Source organism: Massilia haematophila (assembly GCF_042647645.1).
Classification (GTDB): domain Bacteria; phylum Pseudomonadota; class Gammaproteobacteria; order Burkholderiales; family Burkholderiaceae_D; genus Telluria; species Telluria haematophila.
On the sequence record NZ_JBHRVV010000001.1, the window covers coordinates 469,145 to 489,254 of the forward strand.

At 65.9% G+C, this 20,110-nt stretch carries 25 protein-coding genes; 13 read left to right on the top strand and 12 right to left on the bottom strand.

Annotation, left to right across the window (positions count from 1 at the left end; all coding sequences use genetic code 11):
* Positions 1-30: 30 nt before the first annotated feature.
* Genes ACFOPH_RS01980 through ACFOPH_RS01995 form a run of 4 tightly spaced genes read left to right on the top strand, consistent with a single transcriptional unit; the run spans position 31 to position 1,760 of the window.
* Positions 31-570 carry a ferritin-like domain-containing protein gene (locus ACFOPH_RS01980; RefSeq protein ID WP_379733134.1) on the top strand — a complete coding sequence of 180 codons (540 nt, stop codon included), beginning with the start codon at positions 31-33 and terminating at the stop codon, positions 568-570.
* A gap of 36 nt (positions 571-606) precedes the next feature.
* Positions 607-942 (top strand): DUF883 family protein, encoded by a 336-nt coding sequence (locus tag ACFOPH_RS01985; protein WP_312552267.1) that lies wholly within the window; start codon positions 607-609, stop codon positions 940-942.
* Between the two features lie 17 nt (positions 943-959).
* Complete coding sequence (locus ACFOPH_RS01990; RefSeq protein ID WP_312552265.1) at positions 960-1,346, top strand: phage holin family protein; 387 nt, start codon at positions 960-962, stop codon at positions 1,344-1,346.
* A gap of 21 nt (positions 1,347-1,367) precedes the next feature.
* Positions 1,368-1,760: a hypothetical protein gene (locus tag ACFOPH_RS01995; RefSeq protein ID WP_312552263.1), complete on the top strand. Its 393-nt coding sequence runs from the start codon at positions 1,368-1,370 to the stop codon at positions 1,758-1,760.
* Positions 1,761-2,321: 561 nt separating this feature from the next.
* Here ACFOPH_RS01995 and ACFOPH_RS02000 read toward each other — a convergent pair.
* Both ACFOPH_RS02000 and ACFOPH_RS02005 read right to left on the bottom strand, forming a co-directional pair.
* Positions 2,322-2,690, bottom strand: a complete 369-nt coding sequence (locus ACFOPH_RS02000) for a hypothetical protein (protein WP_379733136.1) — start codon at positions 2,688-2,690, stop codon at positions 2,322-2,324.
* 108 nt (positions 2,691-2,798) lie between these two features.
* Entirely contained in the window at positions 2,799-3,260 is a 462-nt protein-coding gene (locus ACFOPH_RS02005) for an outer membrane lipoprotein (protein WP_379733138.1), read from the bottom strand.
* 202 nt (positions 3,261-3,462) lie between these two features.
* On the opposite strand from ACFOPH_RS02005, the gene ACFOPH_RS02010 reads away from it, so the two are divergent.
* The 3 genes from ACFOPH_RS02010 to ACFOPH_RS02020 all read left to right on the top strand — a co-directional run bounded on the left by ACFOPH_RS02010 (position 3,463) and on the right by ACFOPH_RS02020 (position 5,753).
* Positions 3,463-4,065 carry a hypothetical protein gene (locus ACFOPH_RS02010; protein ID WP_312552531.1) on the top strand — a complete coding sequence of 201 codons (603 nt, stop codon included), beginning with the start codon at positions 3,463-3,465 and terminating at the stop codon, positions 4,063-4,065.
* Positions 4,066-4,144: 79 nt separating this feature from the next.
* Positions 4,145-4,459 carry a BON domain-containing protein gene (locus tag ACFOPH_RS02015; protein ID WP_379733140.1) on the top strand — a complete coding sequence of 105 codons (315 nt, stop codon included), beginning with the start codon at positions 4,145-4,147 and terminating at the stop codon, positions 4,457-4,459.
* A 49-nt stretch (positions 4,460-4,508) separates the two neighbouring features.
* Complete coding sequence (locus ACFOPH_RS02020; RefSeq protein ID WP_312552529.1) at positions 4,509-5,753, top strand: AI-2E family transporter; 1,245 nt, start codon at positions 4,509-4,511, stop codon at positions 5,751-5,753.
* A 66-nt stretch (positions 5,754-5,819) separates the two neighbouring features.
* Here the strand turns inward: ACFOPH_RS02020 and ACFOPH_RS02025 are convergent, their stop codons facing one another.
* Both ACFOPH_RS02025 and ACFOPH_RS02030 read right to left on the bottom strand, forming a co-directional pair.
* Positions 5,820-6,734 carry a YihY/virulence factor BrkB family protein gene (locus ACFOPH_RS02025; RefSeq protein ID WP_312552527.1) on the bottom strand — a complete coding sequence of 305 codons (915 nt, stop codon included), beginning with the start codon at positions 6,732-6,734 and terminating at the stop codon, positions 5,820-5,822.
* Positions 6,735-6,839: 105 nt separating this feature from the next.
* Positions 6,840-7,880 carry an OmpA family protein gene (locus ACFOPH_RS02030; RefSeq protein ID WP_312552526.1) on the bottom strand — a complete coding sequence of 347 codons (1,041 nt, stop codon included), beginning with the start codon at positions 7,878-7,880 and terminating at the stop codon, positions 6,840-6,842.
* A 462-nt stretch (positions 7,881-8,342) separates the two neighbouring features.
* On the opposite strand from ACFOPH_RS02030, the gene ACFOPH_RS02035 reads away from it, so the two are divergent.
* The 5 genes from ACFOPH_RS02035 (at position 8,343) to phbB (ending at position 12,394) form a co-directional block, all read left to right on the top strand.
* A complete protein-coding gene (locus ACFOPH_RS02035) occupies positions 8,343-8,957 on the top strand; it encodes a winged helix-turn-helix domain-containing protein (RefSeq protein ID WP_312552525.1) in 615 nt (204 codons plus the stop codon).
* Between the two features lie 258 nt (positions 8,958-9,215).
* On the top strand, positions 9,216-9,971 hold the full coding sequence (locus ACFOPH_RS02040) for a glutathione peroxidase (RefSeq protein WP_312552524.1): 756 nt from the start codon (positions 9,216-9,218) through the stop codon (positions 9,969-9,971).
* Between the two features lie 31 nt (positions 9,972-10,002).
* Positions 10,003-10,872 (top strand): M90 family metallopeptidase, encoded by an 870-nt coding sequence (locus ACFOPH_RS02045; protein WP_379733143.1) that lies wholly within the window; start codon positions 10,003-10,005, stop codon positions 10,870-10,872.
* A gap of 76 nt (positions 10,873-10,948) precedes the next feature.
* The gene (locus ACFOPH_RS02050; protein WP_379733145.1) at positions 10,949-11,503 is read left to right on the top strand and encodes a hypothetical protein; all 555 of its coding nucleotides are present in this window, start codon (positions 10,949-10,951) and stop codon (positions 11,501-11,503) included.
* Between the two features lie 144 nt (positions 11,504-11,647).
* Positions 11,648-12,394, top strand: coding sequence for an acetoacetyl-CoA reductase (gene phbB / locus ACFOPH_RS02055; RefSeq protein WP_379733147.1), 747 nt, complete (start codon positions 11,648-11,650; stop codon positions 12,392-12,394).
* Positions 12,395-12,523: 129 nt separating this feature from the next.
* On the opposite strand, the gene ACFOPH_RS02060 is transcribed toward phbB, so the two are convergent.
* The 7 genes from ACFOPH_RS02060 to ACFOPH_RS02090 form a co-directional block, all read right to left on the bottom strand.
* Positions 12,524-12,898, bottom strand: a complete 375-nt coding sequence (locus ACFOPH_RS02060) for a TraR/DksA family transcriptional regulator (RefSeq protein ID WP_312553558.1) — start codon at positions 12,896-12,898, stop codon at positions 12,524-12,526.
* A gap of 167 nt (positions 12,899-13,065) precedes the next feature.
* Positions 13,066-13,620, bottom strand: a complete 555-nt coding sequence (locus tag ACFOPH_RS02065; RefSeq protein WP_312553557.1) for a hypothetical protein — start codon at positions 13,618-13,620, stop codon at positions 13,066-13,068.
* A gap of 16 nt (positions 13,621-13,636) precedes the next feature.
* Positions 13,637-14,497: a hypothetical protein gene (locus ACFOPH_RS02070; protein WP_312553554.1), complete on the bottom strand. Its 861-nt coding sequence runs from the start codon at positions 14,495-14,497 to the stop codon at positions 13,637-13,639.
* 86 nt (positions 14,498-14,583) lie between these two features.
* On the bottom strand, positions 14,584-14,949 hold the full coding sequence (locus ACFOPH_RS02075) for a VOC family protein (protein WP_379733149.1): 366 nt from the start codon (positions 14,947-14,949) through the stop codon (positions 14,584-14,586).
* A gap of 54 nt (positions 14,950-15,003) precedes the next feature.
* Entirely contained in the window at positions 15,004-15,807 is an 804-nt protein-coding gene (gene hyi / locus ACFOPH_RS02080) for a hydroxypyruvate isomerase (protein ID WP_312553549.1), read from the bottom strand.
* Positions 15,808-16,184: 377 nt separating this feature from the next.
* Positions 16,185-17,591, bottom strand: a complete 1,407-nt coding sequence (locus ACFOPH_RS02085) for a DEAD/DEAH box helicase (protein WP_379733151.1) — start codon at positions 17,589-17,591, stop codon at positions 16,185-16,187.
* A 210-nt stretch (positions 17,592-17,801) separates the two neighbouring features.
* Positions 17,802-18,581, bottom strand: a complete 780-nt coding sequence (locus ACFOPH_RS02090) for an inositol monophosphatase family protein (protein WP_312552790.1) — start codon at positions 18,579-18,581, stop codon at positions 17,802-17,804.
* Between the two features lie 176 nt (positions 18,582-18,757).
* Here ACFOPH_RS02090 and ACFOPH_RS02095 point away from each other — a divergent pair, with 176 nt between their 5' ends.
* Positions 18,758-19,507: an RNA methyltransferase gene (locus ACFOPH_RS02095; protein ID WP_379733153.1), complete on the top strand. Its 750-nt coding sequence runs from the start codon at positions 18,758-18,760 to the stop codon at positions 19,505-19,507.
* 25 nt (positions 19,508-19,532) lie between these two features.
* Here ACFOPH_RS02095 and ACFOPH_RS02100 read toward each other — a convergent pair whose 3' ends face one another.
* Positions 19,533-20,012, bottom strand: a complete 480-nt coding sequence (locus ACFOPH_RS02100) for a VOC family protein (RefSeq protein WP_379733155.1) — start codon at positions 20,010-20,012, stop codon at positions 19,533-19,535.
* Positions 20,013-20,110: the final 98 nt, after the last annotated feature.

The window sequence follows — 20,110 nt, forward strand, 5'->3', positions numbered from 1 at the left end:
CACTGTTTTAACGGAAGCAAAGGAAACATCATGGAACAAGCTCGACATTCCCTGGCGCATGGCTTCGACATCGAAGCGATCCGCCGCGCCGCCGCCAACCTCGACGACGGTCCCGTCACCATCGGCTACGCGGCCGACCGCGAAGCGGTCATCGCCATGCTCAACGACGCCCTGGCCACCGAGCTGTTGTGCGTGCTGCGCTACAAGCGCCACTACTACACGGTCAGCGGCCCGAACAACGGCCAGCTGAAGGCCGAATTCCTCGAGCACGCCCAGCAGGAACAGGAGCACGCCGACCGCATCGCCGAGCGCATCGTCCAGCTGAACGGCTCGCCGAACTTCAACCCGGCCACGCTGACCGCGCGCAGCCACGCCGAATACGACGAATCCGACGACGTCCAGGCCATGGTGCGCGCCGACCTGATCGCCGAGCGCGTGGCGATCGAGTCCTACCGCCAGATGATCCAGGCGATCGGCGACAAGGACCCGACCACGCGCCAGATGCTGGTCGAGATCCTCGCCGTCGAGGAAGAGCACGCCGACGACATGCGCGATTTCCTCGTGCCCTGATTTTCAATACACACACAACCACAACAGGAGTTCATCATGCTAGACACCACCACCCGCGCCAATGCCCGTTCGCTCGACAGCAGCCTCAACAACGCCAGCGCCGACATGAAAGTCCTGGTCAAGGACGCCCAGTCGCTGCTGACGGCCGCGGCCGCCATGACCGGCGAAAAGGCCGACGAACTGCGCAGCCGCGGCATGGAAATGCTGGACCGCGCGATGGGCAAGGCCAGCCAGTACCAGGGTCAAGCCGTCGTCAAGAGCAAGGAACTGGCGCACACGGCCGATGTCTACGTGAAGGACAACCCATGGCGCACCGTCGTTGCCGCCGCCAGCGTCGGCCTGCTGGTCGGCATCGTCCTGGGCCGTAAATAATTTCGCCGGAGAACGCCATGGAAAAGACCGATACCGTCGTGCATGGCCCCGGACTCATGGGCGGCATCTCCGGCCTGGCGAAGAACCTGTTCGGCCTCGTGGTGTCGCGCGTGGAGCTGGCGGCGCTCGAGCTGTCGGAGGTACGCAACCACGTGATCGAACTGGTGGCGATCTTCGCCTGCGCAGTGCTCGCGGTCTGGTTCGCACTGGCCTATGGCACCGCGATGATCGTGGCGCTGGCCTGGGACGCCATGGGCTGGAAGATCCTGCTGGTGATGTTCCTCGTATTCGCGGTCATCACGGCCGTACTCGTCGCCAAGGGATTGGCCATGCTCAAGCAGGGCAAGCTCGCCTTCCCGGAAACGATGAACGAACTGCGCGCAGACCGCGACGCGCTGATGTAAGCGCCAACCAGGGGAGGGAACATGGACAAGCATCATCACAACGACGAACCGACCGGCCTGGCCGGTCACAAGCACAGCCGCGACCCGGCGCTGCGCAAGGCCGAGCTGCTGCGCGAGGGCGAGTTCTACCGTGCGGGGGTGGCCTACGCGCGAGCGCAGGTAAAACACGGCGCGCGGCCCGAAGTCATGCTACATTCTGTATTCGACCATGCCACATGGGCGCTGCGCACCCGGGCTGATGCTCTGCTGAAACCTACGGGCACGAGCGTCTCGGTCATCGCCCCGTATGCACTAGCCGCCTTCAACTTCGTGCGCCAGCGGCGCATGGGCAAGCAGGCGCTCGCTGGAGCGGTATTGCTGGGCGTAGCGGGCTGGTTCATGAACAAGCGGCGCGCATCGCGCGAGGTCGCGTAAGTGTTTGCCGGGCCTGGGCCCGGCGCGTGGAGGCGGTGCATATAATGCACCGCGACACACGCAGGCGTCGTGACTGGCGCCGGTTGAAAGAATATGGTGGGGCTTGAGCGGCGTCGCAATCCTTGATTGGGCGCCGTCTTTTTTTGTGGGAACGCTGGTTGTGTCCCGGGTTCCGAGCATAGGGACCTAGCGCGTGTAAAAAAACTCCAGGGCAAGACGATGCAACGCAGCCATGGAGGATTTTTTCACACGCTCTTAGGGTGGGCGGGTCTCCCGCCCACGCGTTCAACGAACGGCGCGATATCGCAGGCGTTCGTCGCTATCCGGTACGTGATGCGGCGCTTCGAGCAAAGCGACGCGTCGGTTTGACGGTCACGTCAGGAACCCCTCGCGACCATGGACGCTTCGCGAACTCAATGGCCTCGTGCAAACGCTCGCGACAGCACGCATCGCTTGAACGCGTGGACGGCGAAGCCGTCCACCCTACGTCCCTTCGAGAAACGTCACGCCGGTCACGCCACGTCAATCCTGCAAGCAGGGTAGTAGGGGCCAACAAGGCGCTCAGCGCCCCGCGTCCCCCGTGCTGGCCTGCACCGGCGCTTCGTTGCGCAAGGCCGCCATTTCCTTGCGCCAGGTGTCCTGCGCGGCCTTCTGGCAGCTCGCGCGCTCGGCCACCGGCCCCTGCTTGCAGGCGTTTTTCGCTTCGTCGAGCGCGGCGCCGATTTCCTTGCGGCGTGTGCGCATCTGCTCCTGGCGTGTCGTGTCTTCGCGGTACCAGCGCACCGGGTCGCCGCGCGCGATCTCACGCGCCTGCTGGCTGGCCGCGGCCGGCGCCACGTTGGCATCGCTGCTCTGGGCCAGCGCCAGCGGCGCGGCCGCGGCCAGCAGGCCGCCGAGCAGGATCCGTTTGCACATCGATCGAGGGTTCATTTGCACCTCCGGAATGGAAGCGGGCCGGCATGGGCCGGCCCAGGGGGCGGCGCGACGGCGCGCCGTCGTGCATGTCGTTGCCTATTGCCGTCTATTCGCCGGCGTCGATCAGTAGCGGTAGACGCGGCCGTCGACCAGGCGCACGCGGTTACCCACGCGCAGGTCGTAGGCGCTGTCCTGGACCACGGTGCGGTATTCGCCGTTGTCCATGCGCACATTGATCTGATACATCTCCTGGCCGCCGGTGGTGTTGCGGTTGCGTTCGACGTTGTTGCCGATCGCTGCGCCGGCGACGCCGCCGGCCACGGTGGCTGCGGTGCGGCCGCTGCCGCTGCCGACCTGGTTGCCGGCCAGCGCGCCGACCAGGCCGCCCACGATGGCGCCGGCGCCGCTGGTGCGGTTCTCGGCCTGGGTCACCTGGATCGATTCGATGGTGCCGTAGCCCATCGAGGCGGTGTTGTTGTAGCCGCTGTTGTAGCCATTGTTATACGACGGCGTATTGCTGGCGCAGCCGGTCAGGATCGCAGTGGCCGCGACGACGGCGGCGGCAAGCTTACGGGTAGTCTTCATGTTGTTCTCCTGGCAAAAGATGTGCGTCAAGAATATGCAGCGCTTGCCGAAGGGTCTGTGCGCTCACGCACCCTTATTTGCCTCTTTGATATGTCAAAAAAACATCTTGCTGTTGTGTTCGACACCGTACAGAAGCCCGTCCATAAACGGCGTAAAACGTCTCTTGCGTGTTGAAAAAGGAGTAAGGAACATGACAACAAGAATGAGAAATGCGCAAGCGCTGCTGGTCCTCGGCGCCGCCCTGTTGTGGCTGGGTCATGCCCGCGCCCAGGCCGTGACCACCCCGGCCCCGGCGGCAACGGCCGTGCCGGCGCAGCAACCCGTCGCGGTACCGGATGCCAAGACCGCCTACGAACGTTCGCGCGACATGGCGGCAGCGAATTACAAGGCGGCGCGTGTCCGCTGCGACAGCCTCAGCGGCAATCCGCACGACGTGTGCGAGGCCGAGGCCAAGGCCGAGCGCGTGCGCACCGAGGAAGAGGCGGCGGCCGCCTACAAGAACACCCTGAAGGCTTATACCCAGGCCCGCATGCGCATCGCGGACGCCAATTTCGCGCGCGACAAGGCGCGTTGCGGCGCCCTGGCGGGCAATGACCGCGACGTGTGCCTGAAGCAGGCCAAGGCGGCCCAGGTCGCTGCCCAGGCCGACGCCACCGCGGACCGCAAGATGATCGAAGCGCGCAACAACGCGCGCGAAGACAAACTGACGGCGCAATACCGGGTCGCGCTGCAGAAGTGCGACGCGTTTGCCGGCGCGGCGAAGGACCAGTGCGTCCAGGCCGCAAAAACCGCGTACGGCAAATGACGTACCGGTCCCGCTCTTAGTGAGCAATCCAATGTTTTACCACGCTGTAACTTTGACCAACGATAGAAAGGGATACATCATGAAAATCACCCAACGTCTCGCTACCGCCGTCTTCACTGGCGCCCTCGCATTCACCATGGCCGGTTGCGCTTCGAACCCGCAACGCGAAAGCGCCGGCGAATACATCGACGACAGCGTCATCACCGCCAAGGTGAAGGCCGCCTTTGCCGCCGACTCGACCGTGAAGGCAACCGAAATCAACGTCGAGACCTTCAAGGGCGACGTCCAGCTGTCGGGCTTCGTGGCCCAGCCGAGCGACGCCCAGCGCGCCGTCGAGGTCGCACGCGGCGTGAAGGGTGTAACATCGGTCAAGAACGACATCCGCGTGAAGTAATCCCCGCCGCCGGGGCGGCGCGGACCGGCAAACTCATATCGGCAAACACATGCAACTCGCCAGTCCTGGCTCGGCTCCCGCCGAGCCGCAGAAACCCGCCGCCCCTGGGGCAACACCGGCAATCACGGCCGAGGCCGTGAAGCCGGAAGCCGTCGCCGGCTCGCCCGACGACCTGGCGCTCCATGCCGGAGGCCTGCGCCTCCCGATCCACGTCAACGCCCGCGGCCTGTCGCTGGGCATCCTGGCCACCGTCGCCTTCGTCTTCGCGCTGCAATGGGCGCAAAAATTCTTCGTGCCGCTACTGCTCGGCATTTTCATCGCTTATACCCTGAGTCCGGTCGTGCGCTGGCTCGAGCGCGTGCGGATTCCGCGCCTGATCGGCGCGACCATCGTCACCGCCGCCTTGCTCGGCGGCCTGGGCGCGACCATGCTCCGGCTCCAGGACGAATTCATCAACATCCTCGACGAGCTGCCGACGCTGACCCAGAAAGTCAGCAAGCTGGTCGCCAGTGCCGCCGGCGGCGAGGGCTCGACCATCCAGCGGGTGCAGAAGGCGGCCGCCGAGCTCGAACAGGCCACCGCCAATGTCGGCGCCAATCCGCGCCTGATCCAGCGCCGCCCGACGCTGGCCCAGCAGTCGTCGAGCTTCCGGCTCACCGACTGGTTGCTGGCCGGCTCGGTCGGCCTGGCTGCCTTCGTCACCCAGGCCACCATGGTGGTGTTCCTGGTGTTCTTCCTGCTGCTCGCGGGCGATACCTTCAAGCGCAAGCTGGTCAAGCTGACCGGCCCCTCGCTGACGCGGAAAAAAGTGACCGTGCATATCCTGGACGACATCAATACCTCGATCCAGAACTACATGTTCATGCTGTTGGTGACGAACGTCCTGCTGGCGCTCCTGATGTGGGTGGCGCTGCGCGCGATCGGGCTGAATAACGCCGGCGCCTGGGCCATCTTTGCCGGCGTGGCCCACATCATGCCTTACTTCGGCCCCTTGCTGATCACCTCGGCCACCGGGCTGGTCGCTTTCATGCAGTTCGAGTCGCTGCGCATGGTGATCCTGGTGGCGGGTGCCTCGATGGGCATCGCCACCCTGGTTGGCATGGTCGTGACGACCTGGATGACCGGCAAGATCGCAAAGATGAACCCGGCCGCCGTTTTTGTGAGCCTGCTGTTCTGGGGCTGGCTGTGGGGCATGTGGGGCTTGTTGCTCGGTGTGCCCGTGGTGGTGGTGCTGAAGGTGGTGGCCGAGCGGGTCGAGGGAATGGAAGCGCTGGCCGAACTGCTGGGAGAATAGCCGCCGGCCAGCGGAGCAGGGAAGGCATCCTGCGCCAGGCGCCTTCCCGCCGCAGGACTTGGTTTCTCAGGCCATGCGCTTGACGTTCCTGGCGCCGGTTTCGTGGTCCGGCTTGTGGCGCAGGCTGCCCAGCTGCAGCGCATACTGGCGGGCGAACTCGGCGCCGAGGAAGAAGATCTGGGCCGAATAATATACCCACAGCAGCAGGGCGATCAGGGAACCTGCTGCACCGAAGCTGCTGGCCGCGCCGCTGTTGCCGATATACAGTCCAATGCCGAATTTCCCCAGAGTGAACATGGCCGCGGTGCCGAGGGCGCCGATGGTCACGTCATGCCAGGACAGCTTGATGCGCGGCAGCAGCTTGTAGATCACGCCGAACAGGGTGGCAATGACGAGGAAGCTGATGCACGAGGAAATCCAGCCGACGATGACCGAGGCTTCCTTGTACATGCCGCCGAAGTAGTTCTCGACCACCGCCATCGCCGCGCTCACCACCAGCGACACCATCAGCAGGAAGCCCAGCACCAGGATCAGGCCGAAGGAGAGCAGGCGCGTGCGCACCGTGTCCCACCAGCTCGCATCCTTCGGCGCCGGCACGCCCCAGATCTCGTCCAGGCTGTCCTTCAGCTCGGCAAACACGGTGGTGGCGCCGACCAGCAGCAGGATGGTCGCGACGATAGTTGCCAGGCGTCCGGACTCCTTGTTCTGCGCACCGGCGAGCACGGTCTGGATGGTGTCGGCGCCCTGGGCCCCGACCAGGCCGCGCAATTCGTTGAACAATTGCCCGCGTGCCGCATCGGCGCCATAGAAGAAGCCGGCGACCGCAATGACCAGCACCAGGATGGGCGCGAGCGAAAACAGGGTATAGAAAGCCAGGGCGGCACCCTTGCTGGACGCGCGGTGGGCCAGCCATTCGGTGACCGCGCAACGCATCACGTGGATGATCTGGCGTGAGAATGGAAGCCATTTTTTTACAGCCATACCGGATCCTCCAGAAAAGAAAAAAGGGGCACGAGGCCCCTTGTGGTGTGGGCGGCCAGCGAACGCCCGTTGGAACAGGCCGATGCCTCGCTGGCCGGGGTCACATTACTGCACGCGCTTCTCGATCGTGATCTGCTCGACTTCGACGCGGCGGTTCGGTTCCAGGCAAGCGATCAGCTCGGCACGCTTCTTCTGGTTGCACTCGACGACCGGGTTTGCTTCGCCCTTGCCGACGGCGTTCAGGCGGCCGGCGTCGACGCCCTTGCTGACCAGGTAGTCACGCACGGCGTTGGCACGGCGCTCCGACAGCTTCTGGTTGTACTTTTCCGAACCCAGGCGGTCGGTGTAGCCAGTGATGTCGACGTTGGTGATGCTGGTGTCGGCTTGCAGGGCAGCGGCGATCTCGTCCAGGCGCGGCGCCGGCATGCGCAGTTCGGCCTTGTCGAAGTCAAACATCTTCGAGGCTTCCAGCGTGACCTTCTCGAAGCGTGCCGGCGGCGGCGGCGGCGGAGCGACCGGAGCCGGTGCTGGCGGCGGGGCCTCGACGACCGGGGCTGGAGCCGGTGCCGGCGGTGCTGGCGGCGGGTTGAAGGCGTAGTTCAGGCCGACGGTGACGTACTTGTTGTTGCTCTGCTTGAAGCCGTACAGCTCGTCGTCGCGCAGGAAGCCGCGCACCGAGCGGATGTCTGCCTGCAGGCTCCACTGCGGGCTCAGGTCGGCCTGGAAGCCGATACCGGCGGTGGCGTAAGGGGAGTTCTTGCTGACACGGCGCAGCGGATTGTCAACCTTGTCGCGCTCGGCGCCGACGCCGAACAGGACGAATGGGCGGAAGCGCTCACGCGACAGCATCAGCAGCGCATCGACGCCCAGCAGGGTCTGGCGATACTCCGCAGGGCCGTCTTCGGAACGGGCATGGGTGGCGCCGATCTGGATGTCCCAGTAGCGGTGCACTGCCTTACCGAACTTCAGGCCGCCGCCCCAGTCCTTGTGGTCGGTGCCGAAATCGGCGTCGGGCTTGATGCCGACGACGCTTGGCTGGATGTACCAGGACGGGTTGATGGTCGCGCTCGGCGCTTCTTGAGCCAGCGTGGTGCCGGCGGCGCAGAACATGGCGACGGCCAGGGCGATCTTCTTCGAATTATTCACAGGAAACTCCCATAAGTTGAAAGGTAGGGTGACATCGCATGCCTTGACAGTGATGTTGGAGTGAAGAGTACGAGGCCGAGTTCCGATGGGTCCGTGCGCTAGCGCACCTATAGGAACTGCTGAGTGACAAAACCGCAACATTGTTATCTTCTTCAGGGCGTCCCTATATATAGAGGGAAGACTCGACGCGAAAATTGGAGGAATGTTTCTAATTTTCTACACTTCTGTCGTCATTCTACAACAAGCCGGAAATTTGCCTGCGAACTCTTGATTTTGAGCAGGAAAAAAATTGTCGAAATGCCTGGTGGAATTTTGCCAATGTGGGCTGGCGCACAGACCGGCCGGGCTGACGCAGGCAATCTTGTGGCCAGTTAAGCGGAACCCGAGGTGTTGTCAGGGTGTCAGACGACACACAGCGACCCGGACCACACAGTCTCTCTCTATCTAACGGAGTACACCAACATGCATGCAACGACTCATCACAACGCGGTGCAAGGCGAACACGGCGCAGTGCACACTTCCAGCAACTCAGCGCTGATCGAACGCGTGCCGCCCCAGCCGACCGAACGTGCGCCGATCTCGCTGGCGCCGATCGAGCGTGTGCGGTCGACCTCTGCCACCCAGCGTCGGATCGAGAACATGCAAAAGCTCATCAACGAACTGTCGACCCATGAAATGCTCGCCGACGAGATTGCATGGTTCCTCAAATTCTCGCCGTCCGGCGCACGCAAGTACATCCGCGACCTGCGTGAAGCCGGCGTCATCGAACTGGCCCGCTACATCGAAGGCACCGCCACCTACCTGGGCAAGGCCGTCTACCAGATCTGCCCGGACCAGGAGCGCGTCAAGGCCTTCCTGGCCGCGATCTGCCAGCCGAAGCGCGAAGGCGCCGCCCCGCGCAAGGAGCGTCCGGGCCTGCGCGAGCAGAGCATGGCCGGCAGCGGCCGCCACTTCCACATCCTGGCCGACGACACCCACTACGCGATCCGCGTGAACCGCAGCCCGGTCACCCGCGATCCGCTGGTCGCCGCGCTGTTCGGCCCAGCCCCGAACCAGGTCGCCAAAGAGCGCACCTAAGCCGTACACACGCCTGCCGGAAGGGCGCGGTGGTGGAGACCCGCGGCGCCCTCCTGATTCGACGATCGCTGTCGTCACGCACACGCCGCGCACTGCGCGGCGTGTGCCGTTAACGCGTCGCGTCATCCCGGTCGCGTCACCCGGGCCACGCACCCCGGACGCAGCCGGTCATTTCCTGCCGTTGAAATCCCGTCAACAGGCCCCAAGTTCGGCGGGTGCGGCGCTCTGCCGCGTCCCGCTAACGGAAAAGGAAACCCCATGCTGCCGAGTGCCGAATCGCTGGAAGGCAAACCAGTACCGCGTGTCGTCTTCAAGACGCGTCCCGATGACCAATGGCAGGACCTGAAGAGCGAGGACCTGTTCCAGGGCAAAACTGTCGTCGTGTTCGCGCTGCCCGGCGCCTACACGCCGACCTGTTCCTCGACCCACCTGCCGCGTTTCAACGAACTGGCGCCTGTGCTGCGCGATAACGGCGTCGACGAGATCGTCTGCATTGCCGTCAACGACGCCTTCGTCATGAACGAATGGAAGCATGGCCAGGACGCGGACGCGATCACCTTCATTCCCGACGGCAATGGCGACTTCGCGCGCGCGATGGGCATGCTGGTCGACAAACGCGACCTCGGCTTCGGCCAGCGTTCCTGGCGCTATTCGATGCTGGTGCGCGACGGCATCATCGAGAAGATGTTCATCGAGGCCGAGGGCGACGACGATCCCTTCGAGGTCTCGGATGCCGACACCATGCTCGCCTACATCAACCCCGAGGCCGAGGCCCCCGAGCCGATCGTGATGTTTTCGCGCCCCGGCTGCCCGTTCTGCGCCCGCGCCAAGGCGGCACTGGCGAAGCACCGCCTGCGCTACACTGACATTTCCCAGAGCCAGAAGATCAACACGGGCGTGCTGCGCGCCGTCAGCGGGCGCATGACCTGGCCCCAGGTCTTCATTGGCGGCCAGCTGATCGGCGGCGCCGACGAGCTGGAATCGCACCTGGCCGCGCGTTCGGCGGCCGCGTGAACATCCTGTCGATGTCGAAAGGGGCGGGGCGATGGAAGCCTTGGTGACGGTGTCCCTGATCGTGGCGGCCCTGCTGCTGGCCTGGGCGGTGCCGCGCTGGCGCCTGCGCCGTGCGCTGTCGCGCCCGCTTCCTCCCGGCGCCCTGGCTACCATCGAGCGTAACGTCACGCAATACCGCGGCATGGACGGCGCCCAGCGCACCCGCCTCGAACGCCTGGTGCGCCGCTTCCTCCACGAAAAGACGTTTGTCGGCTGCGCCGGACTCGAGGTCACGGACGAGATGCGGGTGACGATCGCGGCCCAGGCCTGCCTGCTGCTGCTGGGCACCCGCGGCGACGCAGTCTACCCGACGCTGCATTCGGTGCTGGTGTATCCGGGCGCCTTCCTGGTGCCGCGGCGCCAGGTCGACGAGGCCGGCGTCGTGACCGAGGAGCGCCAGGACCTGCTGGGCGAATCCTGGGGCGACGGCCGCGTGATCCTGTCCTGGGACCATGTCCAGCGCGCCGACAACGAGGAGCCGCCGAGCCACAACGTCGTATTGCACGAGTTCGCGCACCAGCTCGACAGCGAATCGGGCAGCACCAACGGCGCGCCCTACCTGGGCAGCGCCGAGCGTTACCGCAGCTGGTCGGAAGTGCTCTCGCGCGACTTCGCGGCGCTGCGCCACGATGCCTGGTTCGGCCAGCAGGGCGTGCTCGACCATTACGGCGCCACCAATCCGGCCGAGTTCTTCGCGGTCGCGACCGAGGCCTTCTTCGAGCAGCCGCACCGGCTGGCCGAGCGTCACGGCGCGTTGTACGAGGAATTCCTGAAGTATTACCGGGTCGATCCGCGCGCCTGGAGCACGCCGCCGGCGCCCGAGCCCGCGTTCCACGGCATGGCTTACGGGCAGTGGCAATGAACTGCGTGCGTTTGCGTACAGAATCAGCAGCCCAGCAGGAGCATGCTTCGGTCATCTATCGATGCAGGAGAATTCCATGTCCACCATCATTGCAGGGCACTTCCAGCTCCAGGACGAGGTCGACGTGGCGCGCCGCGCCCTGGCCGACGCCGGTTTCGCGCCGGAGCGCATCAGCAGCTTCTACCTGAGCCAGGCGGGCCAGCACGACCTGACCCCGATCGGCGGCGACAACCTGCACTCGCCCGGCGCCAAGGAGACACCGATCGGCGTGGTGCAGGGCTCGGCCACCGGCGGCGCCGTCGGCGCGGTGGTCGGCGCCGCCACGGCGCCGCTGACGGGCCCGGCCGGCCCGATCGTCGGCGGCCTGGTCGGCGCCCACGTCGGCTCGCTGTTCAGCTTTTCGAAAATGAAGGAAGCCGGCGAGGCCGAAGAGGGCGGCCGCGCCCCGGTCGAGCAGCGCATGGCCGGGATGCTGGTCGCCGTCGCCTTCGACGACGCCAACCAGGAAGGGCGCGCCGTCGAGGTGCTGCGCAAGCTCGGCGCGCGCCAGATCGAACGGGCGCGCGGCAATATCGTCGACGGCGACTGGGCCGATTTCGACGCCTCGATCGCTCCCGACGTCATCACCTGACGTGAACACCTGACGACGCGCAGCGCGCGTGGCACGGCGGCCACGCGTGCTTGCTGCCTTTGATCCAGCTCAATATTCCCGGGTGTCCTGCTTCTAGACTTGTCGTTTCCGGCCGCGTGGCCGTGTTTGACAAGGGGAAAAGACATGAAAGAAAAACGGGTAGCGCTGGTGACGGGCGGCATGGGCGGCCTGGGCACGGCCCTGTGCCGCCGCTTGCATGACGCAGGCTTCGTGGCCGCATTGACCTATTCGCCGAGCAACACCACCCCCGAGGCCTGGTTGGCGGCCCAGCGCGACGAGGGTTACCGTTTCAGTGCCTGGAAACTCGACGTCACCGACCACGACGCCTGCGCGGCCATGGTGGCCCAGGTGGTGGCCGAGCTCGGCCGCATCGACGTGCTGGTCAACAATGCCGGCATCACGCGCGACCGCAGCCTGCGCAAGATGACGCAGGACGACTGGCGCGCGGTGCTGTCCACCAACCTCGACAGCGTCTTCAACATGAGCCGCGCCGTGGTCGAGCCGATGATTGCCCAGCGCTGGGGCCGCATCGTGAACATTTCCTCGGTCAACGCGAACGCCGGCGCCTTCGGCCAGGCCAATTATTCCGCGGCCAAGGCCGGCATGCACGGCTTCACCAAGGCGCTCGCGCTGGAAACGGCACGCCACGGCGTCACGGTCAACACGGTATCGCCGGGCTACCTGAACACGAAGATGGTCAGCGCGGTGCCGGCAGAGATCATGCAGGCCAAGATCCTGCCGCAGATCCCGGTGGGCCGCCTGGGCGAGCCCGACGAGGTGGCGGCCCTGGTCGCTTACCTGGCATCGGATGACGCCGGCTTCGTGACCGGCGCCGACATCGCCATCAACGGCGGCCAGCACATGCGCTAGCCCTGGCGTCTAAAGAGCGCCTAACAAAACCTTCAGGGCAAGGGGTGCGGCCACCCAACGCAGCGTCGAAGACAGTACGCCTGTACGGCGAGACGATGCAACGCAGCCATGGAGGTTTTGTTAGGCGCTCTAACGCTTTTCGGCGCGCGTCTGGCAGCCGATGCACAGGCGCGCCTCGGGGCGCGCCTGCAGCCGCGAGTAGCCGATGTCGTTGCCGCATTCCTCGCACAGCCCGTAGCTGCCGTCCTCGAACTTGGCCAGGGCGTGGCGCAGCACCTGCATCTGGGCTGCGTTGTGGCCGGCGGCCTCGAGCGCGAGATCGTTCAGCAGGCGCACCGTGGCCTTGTCGGCCGGCGAGGTCTCGATTTCGGAAACGGGAAGGTCGCGTCCACCGTCGGTCTGGACGGCGGCGACGCCGCTGAGCGCGGCAAGGCGCGCCTCGAGCGTGGCGCGCAACTGCGCCAGTTGGCCTTGATCCAGGGCGGCCATGGCAATGGCAGGCATCAGGCCTGGCGCGCGCCGCCAGCCGGCGCGCTTGCCGCACACGCGTGCAACGAAGGAAAGCGGTCCATCGCACACTCCCCATTTGAATGCTTTATGAGTCCAGTGTAGCGCGATGCGCGCCCGATGAACATGGGCGCACGCGTGTGCCGCGCGCGGCGGTCTCGGGGTTAGGTGGTCTCGGCCGCGGAAGGGGCGACACCCGGCGGCCTGGTCGCCTCGACCGCTTGTGCGTGGGCGCGGATCTTGTCGAGCGCGGCCAGGATCGAGGCCGGCTGGCCGGTGGCGGCCGCGCCCGCCAGGTGCAGCAGGCCGGCAACGAGGCCGCTGACCTCGGCGATCCGGGTGATCTTGCGGATCTTCTCGGCCGCCTCGGCAGTCAGGGCGATCACGACCTTCTGCGACTTGCCGAGCGACTTCACGGTGTAGGTGGCGGCGTCGGCGTACAGGCTATTGGCACGCTGGCGCAGGATGACTTCGTCGTCGAAAAGGGCGCGTGCGGCGGCCTGCACGTGTTCGGGCACGGTCGCGCCCTCGTAGGCGCGGATTTCGCCCATGATGCGCTCGTGCAGCTGGTCGGCGCAGGCCGAAAGCTGGTCGGCCAGTTCCACCACCTGGGTGACGCTGGCCAGGCCGCCCTGGCCGGCGGTGCCGGCTGCCGCCGCGTTGGTGACTGTTTCATTATATGGGGCCTGTGCGCCCGCTGTCTTCGTTTCGCTTGCCATACCGCCTCCGCAGAAATCAGTCGCCGGACAGGCTCTCGCGGATCATCCGCAGGTCCCGCCCGTAATTGCCGAGCATGCGCCGCACGTCGGCCTCGGACAGCCGGTGCAGGTTCTCGCGCAGCTTCTGGTGCCCGAGCGCGACTTTCGTCAGGCCCTGCAGCGCCAGGTCGTAGCGGCGGTCGATCAGCTTGTATTCGCTCGACTTGTTCATGTAGTGGACCTTGGCCAGGGTGACGAGCATGCGGTCGCTGCTCTTGTTGTTGAACGGCAGCTCGACGTCGAAGATCCCCAGCACGGTCTTCTTCTCATTTTCGTTGGTCTTGTAGTAGAGGCGGGTGAGCGAGATCATGGCTTCCAGCAGGGTCTGCACATCGGCGTCGCCGTCGCGCACCATGGTCTCCACGCTGCGGTTCTGGTAGCCCGAGGCGATCGCGCGCGTGAGCAGGCGCGTCAGCCCCGTGTAGGCGGCGATATGGCGCTGCTGCAGTCCGGAATCGGTATTCGCCTTCAGGCCGTTGCCGAGGTCGTCGATGCGCTCGGACAGGTCGTAGCGGGTATCGCCGGCCAGCAGGCTCAGCGTCTGCATGTAAAGCACGACCGCTTTCTGCACGCTGACGAAGTCGTCGTAGACGGCGCGCCGCTTGGCATCGTTCTCGCGCGCCAGCTTGTCGGCGCCGGCGGGCAGGTAGGGCTGCTCGCGCTCGTAGGTGTCGCGGTAGCGCCGCGACAGTTCGGCATAGCCGCCCAGGCGCGCCGAGGCGTCGGCGAACTCGCGCACTTCGCTCAGGCTGACCGGGCCGCCCGTGCTTGCGCAGCCGCCCAGCAGCAGGCCGGCGCCCAGCAGGGCAAGCGCGGCAAGGTGACGAAACATCTTCATGGGGTCTCCTCTGGGCGGCGAAGATGCCAGCCGGAAAGTCCCCATTCTGGCAAACGCCGCAGGACGCGGCGTTGCAGTTGGTCAATTCAAGCGAGCTTCCCGAGGTCGAAGTGCGGGTTTTCGATGATGCCGAACAGGTTGCCGTAGGGATCGCGCACGGTCGCGACCTTGATACCCCCGCCGACGTCCTCGACCGGCGACTCGACGCTCGCGCCCAGCTCGACCAGGCGCGCCAGCTCGGCCTGGACGTCCTCGGTGCCCCAGTAGGCGGTCGCGCCGGCCGTGCCGGGCACGCCGTCGGGCACCAGGCCGAGTTCGAAGCCGCCGACCTCGAAGCCGACGTAGAAGGGCTGGTCGAAATACGGCGCCCTGTCGAGCACGCGGCGATACCATTCGGTCGCTTCGCCGAGCGCGGTGACGGGGTAGATGACGGTGCGCAGTCCCTGGATCATGGCAGTCTCCTTATTGTTGAGGAAGCAATGGTGCCACCAGGGACCGGACCCTGTCTAGCGCTGCGCTGCGGCCGCCGCCGGGCTCGCCAGCGCGCTGCGCCAGGCCAGGCCTTGCAGGGTGTCGCCGCGCGGGTTGTACTCGCAGCCGACCCAGCCGTCGTAACCGAGTTCGTCGAGCAGGCGGAACAGGTAAGGGTAGTTGATCTCGCCCGTGCCCGGCTCGTGGCGTCCCGGCACGTCGGCCAGCTGGACATGGCGGATCAGGGGCAGCAAGGCGCGCAGGCTGTTGGCCAGGTCGCCCTCCATGCGCTGCATGTGGTAGATGTCGAACTGCAGGAAGAGGTTGTCGGCGCCGCATTCGGCGATGATGGCCTGGGCCTGGCGCGAGCCCGTCAGGAAGTAGCCGGGCACGTCGCGGTCGTTGATCGGTTCGATCAGCAGGTCGATATCCTGCTCCTTGAGCTTGCCGGCGGCGAACCGCAGATTGGCGACATAGGTCGCGTGGGCGCGTTCCCGGGGCACGTTCGGGGGGATCTTGCCGGCCATGCAGTGCAAGCGTTTGACGCCGAGTTCGTCCGCGTAATCGAGGGCAAGTTCGACGCTGTCCTGGAATTCGCCGATGCGGCGCGGATCGCAGGCCATGCCGCGGTCGCCGGCCGCCCAGTCGCCGGCCGGGAAGTTGTGCAGGACGAGCTGCAGGTTGTAGCGCGCCAGGCGTCCGGCGATCCATTCCGGTTCGCAGGCGTAGGGAAACTGGAACTCGACCGCGTCGAAGCCCGCGTCGCGCGCCGCCGCGAAACGGTCGAGGAAGCTGAGCTCGGGGAACAGCGTGCTCAGGTTGGCGGCGAATTTCGGCATGGGACGTCCCGGATGTTGACAGCCCGCTATCGTAACATTCGCGTGGCAAAGCTGCCGGAGGCGGTCAATCGTGCGTGGGCGTGGCGCGGAATGAGCCGATGCGCTGACAGTAGGGTGGGCACGCTGTGCCCACGCGGAAAGCAGCGTGGCGTTGGTGTCCTTAGGACCCGGAGGGCCGCGTGTCGCCAGCGTAACCCCGGAGTATTCCGCGAACGCCGGAGGGGTAACGCATACCGTGTACCGCGTCCATGAGATAACGTAGCGCTGCGTTTCGCGTGGGCACGGGGTGCCCACCCTACGGTCCTTGATGCCAACAATAAAAAAGGACAGGCCGGCATTGCCAGTCCTGTCCTTTGCTTGTGCAGCGTCAGCGCCGCTTAGCGGTCGCGCCCGCCCTGGCGTGGCGCGGCGCCGCTGCGCGGACCGCGGTTGCCGTTGGCCGAGCGGTTGCCGCCGCCGTTGCCGGCAGGACGCGCGCCATTGCCGCCACCCGCCGGACGGCCGCCCGCACCGGCAGCAGCGCTGCGCTGGCCCTGGCCCTGGCCGCCGCGGTTGCCGCCTGGACGGCCGCCGCGGTTGGCGTGGCCTGGCGCGCCGCTGCGCAGCTGGATCGGCTGCGGCTTGGCGTTCATGTCCGGCTCGAAGCCCGGGATCACGTGACGCGGCAGGGTCTGCTTGATCAGCTTCTCGATGTCCTTCAGCATCTGGTGCTCGTCGACGCAGACCAGCGAAACGGCTTCGCCGGTGGCGCCGGCGCGGCCGGTGCGGCCGATGCGGTGCACGTAGTCTTCCGGTACGTTCGGCAGGTCATAGTTGACCACGTGCGGCAGCTGGTCGATGTCGATACCGCGCGCCGCGATGTCGGTCGCGACCAGCACCTGCAGGCTGCCGTCCTTGAACTCGGACAGGGCCTTGGTGCGTGCCGACTGGCTCTTGTTGCCGTGGATCGCCATCGCGCCGATGCCGTCCTTGCCCAGCTGTTCGACCAGTTTGTTCGCGCCGTGCTTGGTGCGGGTGAAGACCAGCACCTGGTGCCAGCTGTTTTCCTTGATCAGGTGCGACAGCATCGGGTGCTTCTTGTCGCGGTCGACCGGGTGGATCTTCTGCGCGATCACTTCCACCGTCGAATTGCGGCGCGCGACTTCGATCGAGGCCGGGTTGTCCAGCAGGCGGTCGGCGAGGGCCTTGATGTCGTCCGAGAAGGTGGCCGAGAACAGCAGGTTCTGGCGCTTCGGCGGCAGCAGGGCCAGCACCTTGCGGATGTCGTGGATGAAGCCCATGTCGAGCATGCGGTCGGCTTCGTCCAGCACCAGGATCTCGATCTTCGAGAGGTCGACCGTACCCTGGCCCGCGTGGTCGAGCAGGCGGCCCGGGGTGGCGACCAGGATGTCGACGCCCTGCTTGAGCAGCTTGATCTGCGGGTTGATGCCGACGCCGCCGAAGATCACGGCCGAGTTCAGGTTGGTGTACTGGCCGTACAGGCGCACGCTTTCTTCGACCTGGGCCGCCAGTTCGCGGGTCGGGGCCAGGATCAGGGCGCGGATCGCGCGCGGCGCGCTCTTGTTGCGCAGGCTGGCGCCGACCTTGTCGGTCGACAGGCGCTGCAGCAGCGGCAGGGTGAAGCCGGCGGTCTTGCCGGTGCCGGTCTGGGCGCCGGCGAGCAGGTCGCCGCCGCCGAGCACCGCGGGGATGGCCTGGGCCTGGATCGGCGTCGGCGTGGTATAGCCCTGTTCGCTCACGGCGCGCACAATGGCTTCGGACAAGCCGAGGGTAGCAAATGACATAGATTCTTCTGGTAAGGTTGATTCCGCCGCCGGCGCAAGCGGCGCCAGGATCGGATGGGACAGTCGATGCCGACGGCGCGCGTCGAGCGCATACCGTCAGGGATCACGACTGATTATAGTGAATTTGTTGCGTTGTGGAAACGCCAATGCGAAAGGCCGCCGACATGCAGCCCGGCGGCCGGCAATCCGCTATTTTACGCGAAGTCGCAATTACGCGAACGGCACCATCAGCGGCACCATCTGCGCGAACACTTTCGGGCCGGCGGCAATGATGTCGCCCTTGTTCAGGTATTCCGACTCGCCGTTGAACTCGCCGACGATGCCGCCGGCTTCGGTCACCAGCAGCGAACCTGCGGCGATATCCCAGATTTTCAAGCCCTTTTCGAAATAACCGTCGACGCGGCCGGCGGCCACGTTGGCCAGTTCCAGCGCGGCCGAGCCGGCGCTGCGCACGCCGTGGCAGCGCGAGGCGACCACCTCGTACATGCGCAGGTATTCGGCCAGCGCGCGCGGGTCCGGACCATGGCCGGCCGACAGCAGGGCCTTGCCGATGCGGTCGTGGTTGCGCACGCGGATGCGCTTGTCGTTCAGGTAGGCGCCGGCGCCCTTGGTGGCGGTGAACAGGTCGTTGCGGACCGGGTCGTAGACCAGGGCCTGGGTGATCACGCCGCGCTGCTGCAGCGCGATCGAGATGCAGTAGTTCGGGTAGCCGTGCAGGAAGTTGGTGGTGCCGTCGAGCGGATCGATGATCCAGACGTACTCGCTTTCGTCGTTCAGGTTGCGCGAGGCGCCCGACTCTTCGGCCAGGATGGCGTGGTCAGGGTAGGCCTTCAGCAGGGTTTCGACGATGGCCTGCTCGGAAGCCTGGTCGACGTCGGTGACGAAATCGTTATGTTGTTTTTCCGAGACGGTGATACGGTCGAGGTCGAAGGACGCGCGGTTGATGACGGTGGCGGCGCGGCGTGCGGCCTTGATGGCCGTATTGAGCATTGGGTGCATGGAGGCTTTTTCCGTAATTAAATGCTGACGCCCACGCGCAATGGCGCCGTGAACCGTCGGAGTACAAGAGTGAATTATAAAGAGCAAAGCGGCGCCGAACCCGTTAGAATTCCGGCCCTTGATGCCGAAAACCCAATGTTCGTCGCCGCGCGATGACGCTATTTTAAATGAACCCGCCTGATTCCGACATCTCTCTTTTCAAACGCCTGCGTTTCGTGCTGGTCGAGACCAGCCGCGCCGGCAACATCGGCTCGGTGGCCCGGGCCATGAAGACGATGGGATTTTCCAACCTGGTGCTGGTCGCACCGCGTTGCGCAGATCCCCTGAACGACGCGGAAGCGGTGGCCTTCGCCAGCGGCGCGACCGATGTCCTGCAGGGCGCGCGCATCGTCGGCAGCATCGGCGAAGCACTGGAGGGCTGCAATTTCGCGGCCGCGGTGTCTGCCCGCCTGCGCGAATTCTCGCCGCCGGTGTGGACGCCGCGCGCCTTTTCCACGCACGTGGCCGGGCAGGGCGAGCTGCGCCCGGCCCTGATCCTCGGTAACGAGCGGGTCGGCCTGCCGAACGAGATCGTCGAGCAGTGCAACGTCCTGATCAACATCCCCGCGAATCCCGCTTACTCTTCGCTGAACCTGTCGCAGGCGGCCCAGGTGCTGGCCTACGAGTGCCGCATGGCGGCCGTCGGCGACGAGGTCGACAGCCGCGGCGTCGGCTTCCAGGGCGATGCCGCCAGCCTGGCCCAGATCGAGGGCATGTACGCCCACCTCGAAGAAGCCCTGGTCGCGATCGGCTTCCTGAACGCGAACAACCCGAAGAAGCTGATGCCGCGCCTGAAACGGCTGTTTTCGCGCACCGGGCTCGAGACCGAGGAAGTCAACATCCTGCGCGGGATCGCGAGCCAGATCCTGAAGCGCTGACCGACGCCCGACGCCCGCCGCCGCTTCAGCCGCGCCTTGCCGCTTCGATGGCCGCGATGTCGATCTTGCGCATCCCCATCATCGCCTCGAAGGCGCGTTTCGCCGCCGCCCTGTCGGGATCGGCAATGGCCTCGGTGAGGGCGCGCGGCGTGATCTGCCAGGACAGGCCCCATTTGTCCTTGCACCAGCCGCAGGCGCTTTCCTGGCCGCCGTTGTCGACGATGGCGTTCCACAGGCGGTCGGTTTCAGCCTGGTCGTCGGTCGCCACCTGGAAGGAAAAGGCCTCGCTGTGGCGGAAGGCCAGGCCGCCGTTCAGGCCCAGGCAGGGGATGCCCATCACCGTGAACTCGACCGTCAGCACCGCGCCCTCCTTGCCGGAAGGGTAGTCGCCCGGTGCGTGATGTACCGCCTTCACTGCGCTGTCCGGGAAGGTCGCGGCGTAGAAGCGGGCGGCGTCTTGCGCCGTACCGTCGAACCACAGGCAAATCGTGTTCTTGCTGACCATGGCATCCTCCGAACGTGGGGAAGCGATAGATTAACGCATCAGGCAGCGAAAGCCCATTGGGCGGTTCCGGCACGGGGCCCTGGTGCCGGCGATCGCGC